Annotated in this window: 4 protein-coding genes; 1 reads left to right on the forward strand and 3 read right to left on the reverse strand. The window is 40.4% G+C overall.

What is annotated here, in order from left to right; all coding sequences use genetic code 11:
- Nucleotides 1–5 precede the first annotated feature (5 nt).
- The 3 genes from ACKWCA_RS09880 to ACKWCA_RS09890 all read right to left on the reverse strand — a co-directional run bounded on the left by ACKWCA_RS09880 (nt 6) and on the right by ACKWCA_RS09890 (nt 4,641).
- Nucleotides 6–1,343: an OmpA family protein gene (locus ACKWCA_RS09880; protein ID WP_413978020.1), complete on the reverse strand. Its 1,338-nt coding sequence runs from the start codon at nt 1,341–1,343 to the stop codon at nt 6–8.
- Nucleotides 1,344–1,499: 156 nt separating this feature from the next.
- On the reverse strand, nt 1,500–3,962 hold the full coding sequence (locus ACKWCA_RS09885; RefSeq protein WP_413978021.1) for a ribonuclease HII: 2,463 nt from the start codon (nt 3,960–3,962) through the stop codon (nt 1,500–1,502).
- Between the two features lie 82 nt (nt 3,963–4,044).
- Complete coding sequence (locus tag ACKWCA_RS09890) at nt 4,045–4,641, reverse strand: ribonuclease HII (protein WP_413978022.1); 597 nt, start codon at nt 4,639–4,641, stop codon at nt 4,045–4,047.
- Nucleotides 4,642–4,793: 152 nt separating this feature from the next.
- Between ACKWCA_RS09890 and ACKWCA_RS09895 the strand changes: the two genes are divergently transcribed.
- On the forward strand, nt 4,794–6,776 hold the full coding sequence (locus ACKWCA_RS09895; protein ID WP_413978023.1) for a putative porin: 1,983 nt from the start codon (nt 4,794–4,796) through the stop codon (nt 6,774–6,776).
- Nucleotides 6,777–7,131: the final 355 nt, after the last annotated feature.

The following is a 7,131-nucleotide window of genomic DNA, read 5'->3' on the forward strand; positions in this document are numbered from 1 at the left end:
AATTTTTACTGTTTAATAAATTCTACGCGTCGATTTTGTGATTTCCCATCAGTCGTAGTATTGTCGCCAACGGGTTCAGATTCGCCTTTGCCATCAGTTGTCAGGCGATTGGCCGAAACATTATAGATAGAGACTAGTGCATTTTTGACGGCATCAGCTCTCAGTTTCGAAAGTTTCAAATTAGTGTCTTCGTTCCCGTCCGAGTCGGTATGGCCCACAATTTTTAAGTTGAGACTACTTTCTTGGGCCAGCACTTGATAAATCTGACGGATAATGCCCATCGATTGTGCCTGTAGATTAGTCGAACCACTCTCGAAGAGAATACCATTGGTAGAAATTCGACCCTCGGAAATCAGTTTTCTACGAAGGTCTATTCCACCTTCGGCAATTTTAAAATTACTTAGATAAATGGCTTCTTTGTTAATGTCAATTCCTCTGAGATGTATTTTGATTCCTTGCATTTTTGTGTTGGCAGGAAGCAATCTTGGAACATCAACTAATTTTTGCTCGTTGATCCATATTCGAAATCGCTGTTTGTTTACTGCAAGCGATATATGGTGTTCCGAGGCGACGATTTTTCTAATATCCGCTCGGATGTCATTTCTAATCTCACGCTTACCATTGATATTGTTTTCAACGATTATTCCTGCGTCTATGAACTGGCAAAATGGGTATTCTACAAAACCATAGTTCTTGGGCTTTTCAAATGTTTTTGTGTCGCCGACCATAATCTGAAGGTAGGACTGGGATGAGGTTTTACTATCAAGGCCTTCCGTAATGACATCGAATTCCATAGTGAATTCTTCTGGTAGTTCTTCGACGTCAGGAATATACTCTGTGCCAAACCCAGGAAGGATCTTTAGCCATTTTGAAGGAGAGTCATTGATATTGACCAGTTCTCCTCCTCCATTGGTATTCCATTTAGAGGGAAAGTCTCCGATGAAATCATTTTTGAAATCATCCAGAAACAGCGGTTTGTCACCAGGGACAAAATCAAATTTGCGGTACACCGCTATGGATTGCTCCGGCTGATCCGGTGCCTTTTCAATTTTGCCGGGATCCGTACTTGTCGAAGGGCGCTCCCCGTCTTCCTTGTTTGGAATTGATTGGCCGTTCTTGCCTGTGGGTTGTTTTCCTTTTTTTCCAGGTTCAAGAATACTATCTAGCACCTGATCTGTTTTTTCAGTGGTTTCTTTTTCTACTCGTCGTTCTACGGCTCTTTCAGCAGCTTTCTCTGCTCTTTTCCCCAGTTTTTTTAGCAGTTGGGCATTTGCTTCAACCCCACAAAACAAGATAAAAAGGATGGCAAAAGCAGATTTGAGTTTTGTTCTATTGGTTTTCATCGTACATATAAATTATAAAAGGAATAGGTTTATATTTAATAACCCTTTATGACGCCTAATATAGTGAGGTTAACAAAAGTCGCTGGGAAAAAGCTATGGAATGCAACCCTTGATGTACGGCTGTAGCACATTTGTGTATAAATGGTATGCGCGTGCCTAATTCAATTTGTAAGTAAGAATAGTGTCGTTTTCATCGCTAACGACCATGTCAAGAATGGTATCATTATTCAAGTCCGCTAAATCTATTATGGAATTTCCGAAAACGGGGAAGTTGGGAATGGCTTTGGCCTGACTATCGAACAGATATACTTTTTGACTTTGCAAGTCGGTAACGCTCACATAAATCTTGTTGTTGATATAGCTAATTCGAGGTTTGGTGTATACCCCTAGCTCAAGTTCGACCTTCTTTCCACGAATGGTCAGTATGTTATCGTTCATAAGTACCAAGGTATTTGCTGTGGCGAACATACCGTGATCGTTGGATAGATTAAGATTGGTTTTAGATAGCCCACCTTTTGTATCGATTTGGTAGAGTGTTCCTTTTTTATCCGTAAGGGTGAACTTGTCTTTATTCAAGTACACTTCGTTCTCTGAAAAATCGATTTTCTCATTTACCCTCACACGAACATCCCCAACTCGATTCAGTATTTTCAACATGCCATTTTTCAATTTGAAGACAAGGTGGTCTTTATTGCCGATTCTGAGGTGTTTTGGGGCTTCCAAAATGATATCCTGGGCGTCGGTATACTTAAAGCCCTTTACAATAGAACCTTTGCTATTGTACATAAAAGTCTTTTTGCCCTGGGTGATTACAAAACGATAGTCTCTTTTACCGTCGTAATCAAAAACCGCTAATGGATTAAGTCCTCCGCCTTCATAGGTCTTTGTGAAACGTTTTACCTCTTTCCCATTTCGGTCTAAGACCAAAAACTGGTTATTGGTCGTGAAGGCAAGTTGTAATCGTCCATTTTTAAAAATATCTACTTGTTCTACGGCTCCTTGTATTTGACCCTCTAACTGTTTTTTCCATAGTACTTTTCCTTTTGACGAAATCAGGTAAAGGACATTATTGAAATCTTGTGCGACCACCTCCTTCGTTTTGGTCAGATGATTCGTGACGAACTGTGGTCGGGTAGCAATTGAGGTATCTAACTTCGTTTTAAACAAGGCGGTAACACCCGTATTGGATCCAATTCTTTCTTGTTTGCTGATGATGATATTGGTGTGATAGAAGTTTTTATCCGCACTTATTTGGGTGGCAATATCATAGGGTGACTGTAATGCTGTGCCGAGTTCTTTATGAAATTCTGCTGATAATTCCGTTTGGAAGATTTTTTTGAGGCTGGTTGAATTTGAAATGAGAAGGAGATTTGATTCTTCCGCAAGGGATTTGCCAAGTCTAGTAAAGGTGCCTCCCCTGTCGTAGGTAGCCCCATTCTTATGATTACGGATAATAAACTCAAGGAATTCCCTAGTTTCGGAAAATACCAAAACGTCATTGATGAAAGAACAGAAATTCGATCTGAAATTTGATATCAAAGGTGTAAACCCCTCTTCGATGAACCTACTGTGTTGTAGTCTAATGATTTGGTTGCCCTGATACTCGATAGTGGAAGTTTTGGATCGCTCGATATAGTCGGTCAGTATTTCCGGGCCATGTGTGCTTAAAACCACTGCCTTTCGTTTGTCGTTCAAAATAATGCCGACTTCTTCCACAGTTTCGAATAGGGGGTCGATAGGTCGGTTTTCGTTTAAATAGGCGTTTTGGTTTTTAGCAAATGTACCGTGGTTGTCAAAGGTATAGGCAAGTAGTGCATCTGTAGCTTCCGGAGCCAAACTGGGGGTTATTGGCGTCAATGGTTTGGTATTTGCGAAGAGATCAATGTAATTCCAGACTGAATCATTGGCAATACTAATACCGGTAAGACTTAGTTGTGAAGGTGTTAGACTGAAGTCAAGTGAAATCCAATCGGAAAAATTTGAAACATTGATTCTAGACAAATCGTTTATGAGGGAACCAAGAACCGAATTGCCTTTTTGTACATCAAGATATAAGGTGGCTGGCTTGTACCCATTTGAGATATTGTAGAGTTTTTGAAGCGTTTCGGAAGCGTTATTATTCTTGAGATTTTCAATTATTACTTCAATTATCGAAGGGGAAGAGGACATCACGAAGGTGGTGCCTAATTTGGTTTGGTAAAAAATGCGCTCTTCGAATCTGTAGGTCGTTAAGGCGATTCCCTTAAAATCCAGTGCTTCGACAAGCACACTTTCAAGGCTGTCTTGTTGTACAATACCTGGGGAATACGCTGTCAGATACACCGATTCAAATCCTAGGGTGTCATTTTCGACAAAAGCTAGGATGCTCTTTGATTCGGACTTCAGCAAATTCAAGAATTGAACTTTTTGTACTGCCTTTTTAATGGTTTGGGTGTTGCTCAACTCCTTAAGAAAAGTATTGGACCTTAGACTGGTCCTGAAGGTTGAAAGGTCATTGATCTTAATGATGGCCGAGGCATTTTTAGGAACGAAATCCAACAAAGGCTTGGAAAGGGATACATCCTCGGAACAACCCACAACCAAAAGGAATACAGCTAGGAACGGAATTCTGTAGTTCATTTATGAGAGCATTTACACAAAGTTATGCTTTTTAACACGTATTTGGATCATCTGCTTCGAACGCAAAAAAGCCAACTCAAATTTAAAGCGGCAAGGTGAACTGCTCCGGTAATTGTTTGAAACTTTTTCGGTGGTACTCGGTGATTCCATATTTTCGTATCGCTTCGCGATGTTCTTTCGTTGGGTACCCCTTATTTTGCTTCCAGTTGTACATGGGGTACGTTTTATGGAGCTCGGCCATGTATTGGTCACGATAGGTTTTGGCTAATACGGAAGCAGCAGCAATACTCAGATATTTACTATCCCCTTTTACGATACATTCATGGGGAATACCCTCAAAGGTCTTGAATCGGTTTCCATCGACGATTATGAATTCGGGTTTGATCTTCAATTTTTTGATGGCCTGATGCATTGCCAAAATAGAGGCATTTAAAATGTTGATTTTGTCGATTTCAGTATGGGGAATATGAGCTACGCCAAAGGTAATGGCCTCTCTTTCCAAAATAGGTTTGAGTTGTTCCCTGTTCCTTTCCGATAGTAATTTTGAATCGTTCAGCACCTCGTTCTGAAATCCGGCCGGTAGTATGATTGCGGCAGCAGTTACGGGTCCTGCGAGGCACCCTCTGCCTGCTTCGTCCGTTCCTGCCTCGTGTATGGTACTGTAAAATGCTCTCAACATTTTGGACTAGTGTTATTGATACTGTACGAATATAAATGAATTCTTGTGTAGTAGGTCAATAGTTCGATTCATTGTCGAGCTTGGTACGACCTTTAAACTTTCACATTTTATTACGAACAAAAAAAATTAACTTTGTCTCGTAACTTCAAGTAATGAGATATTTCTTTCTGCTGTTTTTGGTGCTGTCGTGTACCGCTCTATCTGCACAAGACAATCCTCCGCCAGATCTTCAAAAATCCGATACGCTGAAAAGGAAGTCTAAAAAGGCCAGGGACAAAGGAGCTCCGCCAGAAGGGGCAGAGATTACCATTGCTGATTACAAAATCATAAGTTTCGCGCGTGACACTACCTTCTTGGATACTACCTTGACCATTCAAAAGGAATACAAATACAATTATTTGCGAAAAGACGATTTCGAACTTATGCCTTTTGCGAATATCGGACAACCGTATAATAAGTTGGGGGTGGATCTCGACCGATTGAATCTGTATCCAAAATTAGGGGCGAAGGCCAAACATGCGAACTACTGGGAACTAGAGGATATCGATTACTATAATGTAGCTACTCCTTTATCGGACCTGATGTTCAAGACGACCTTCGAGCAAGGGCAGATGCTGGATGCCAAATTGGCCTTTAATACCTCAAGGCGCTTAAACTTTTCTATCGGGTATAAAAGCTTAAGGTCTCTGGGAAAATACCGTTTCAATCAAGGGGAGTCGGGTAACTTTACCACGACGACCAATTACGTAACCAAAAATGGGCGTTACCAACTACGGGCCCATATTGCAGCGCAAGACGTCAAAACCGAAGAGAACGGTGGCTTGCCCTTAAAAGAACTGCAATTTGAATCAGCAGATCCCGAGTTCAATGACAGGGTAAAGCTTGATATCCGTTTTGCGGATGCACAGAACAAACTGTTGGGCAAACGCTATTTTCTAGATCATAAATATAAATTGATCCGTACAAGGAAAGATTCAAGTAGAATTGAGAAGACCTCTCTGGCCATTGGACACCAGTTCAATTATGAGACCAAATTCTATCAATATACACAGGCTGCGCAAAATACGTATTTCGGGGAAGGCCTCTTGGGGGCGATCGATGACCGAATGAACCTGAAAACAATGTATAATCAGTTGAGCGCCGATTTCTATAATGCAACGCTCGGAAGTTTACAGGGGAACATTAGTTTATATAACTATAATTACTTCACGAACAGTTTATTGATTACTGAAGACCAAACGATTACCAATCAACTCGAAGGTCAAGAAGTCGCCCTTGGGGCAACCTATCGCAAACAAATAAAAGGTTTTCTATTGAAGGGGTCTGTGAAATATAACTTATCAGGTACCCTGACCGGTAATATTCTAGATGCTTCGGCGAGTTATTCCTTTAATGATAAACATAAGGTAAAGGCAGCTATCCACTCCTCATCCCGGATGCCCGATTTCAACTTTTTGCTCTACCAAAGTGATTATGTGAACTACAACTGGCAAAACACGAACACTTTTGAGAATGAAAGGGTCAACGCGTTGAATTTTGATTTTCAATCTAAAGTATGGGGAAATCTCTCGGCGAAATTTACAACGACCGACAACTATGCCTACTTTTCTTCAGATCCCTCAATTACGTTGGTCGAGGGTTCAGAACAGGCTTCCATTAAGCCTTTTCAAGAAACCAATAGTGTCAACTACCTAAAGTTAAAGTATTCGAAAGAGATAAAGGTGGGTGGTTTTGCCTTGAGCAATACAGTAATGTATCAAGATGTACAACAAACCAACAAGGTATTGAATGTGCCACAACTCGTAACACGCAATACGTTGTATTTCTCTTCTCATGTCTTTAAGAAGGCGATGTTTTTACAAACAGGGGTTACCCTGAAGTATTTTACTTCATATACGATGGATGCGTACAATCCGGTACTCGGTGAGTTTTATATTCAGAATACCGAGGAGTTGGGAGGTTTTCCCATGCTTGATTTCTTTATTAATGCCAAAGTGCAACAAACGCGAATTTTCTTGAAGGCCGAACACTTTAATTCTTCATTTGGCGATACGAATAGTTTTTATGCCGCGCCCAATTACCCCTATCGGGATTTCGTGATACGTTTTGGACTGGTGTGGAACTTCTTTTCTTAGGAAATAAGTGTACTTGACCTTATGATATAGGCCATATCTTTACCCGCTTTGTATTTAGCGTGCCCTGTTTTTTGAAGCCCTTTGAAATAGGGAAGTCATGAAAACCGAATTTATACCCTGGTCCTATCTTTTTTTTAGAATATTTTTTGATATGTAATACATTGATATACAGCTGTTAATATTTTTTTTTCGAAAGCTTTTTAAAATATTTCATTTTGGTATTGTGCAAACAAAAAAACCATCTTATATTTGCACCCGCTTTGGCAGTGATGTCGGGCAAGAAAAGGAAGTTCATTTGACATATTGTAGAGACAGCGCCCACTTTTATTAATAGGGGTGGGCTGTAAGTTTTTTG

Source organism: Maribacter corallii (genome assembly GCF_047345415.1).
Classification (GTDB): domain Bacteria; phylum Bacteroidota; class Bacteroidia; order Flavobacteriales; family Flavobacteriaceae; genus Maribacter_C.

Coding starts and splice junctions, on each gene's coding strand:
- ACKWCA_RS09880 (WP_413978020.1), bottom strand. CDS start 1,343: ATGAAAACCAATAGAACAAAACTCAAATCTGCTTTTGCCATCCTTTTT.
- ACKWCA_RS09885 (WP_413978021.1), bottom strand. CDS start 3,962: ATGAACTACAGAATTCCGTTCCTAGCTGTATTCCTTTTGGTTGTGGGT.
- ACKWCA_RS09890 (WP_413978022.1), bottom strand. CDS start 4,641: ATGTTGAGAGCATTTTACAGTACCATACACGAGGCAGGAACGGACGAA.
- ACKWCA_RS09895 (WP_413978023.1), top strand. CDS start 4,794: ATGAGATATTTCTTTCTGCTGTTTTTGGTGCTGTCGTGTACCGCTCTA.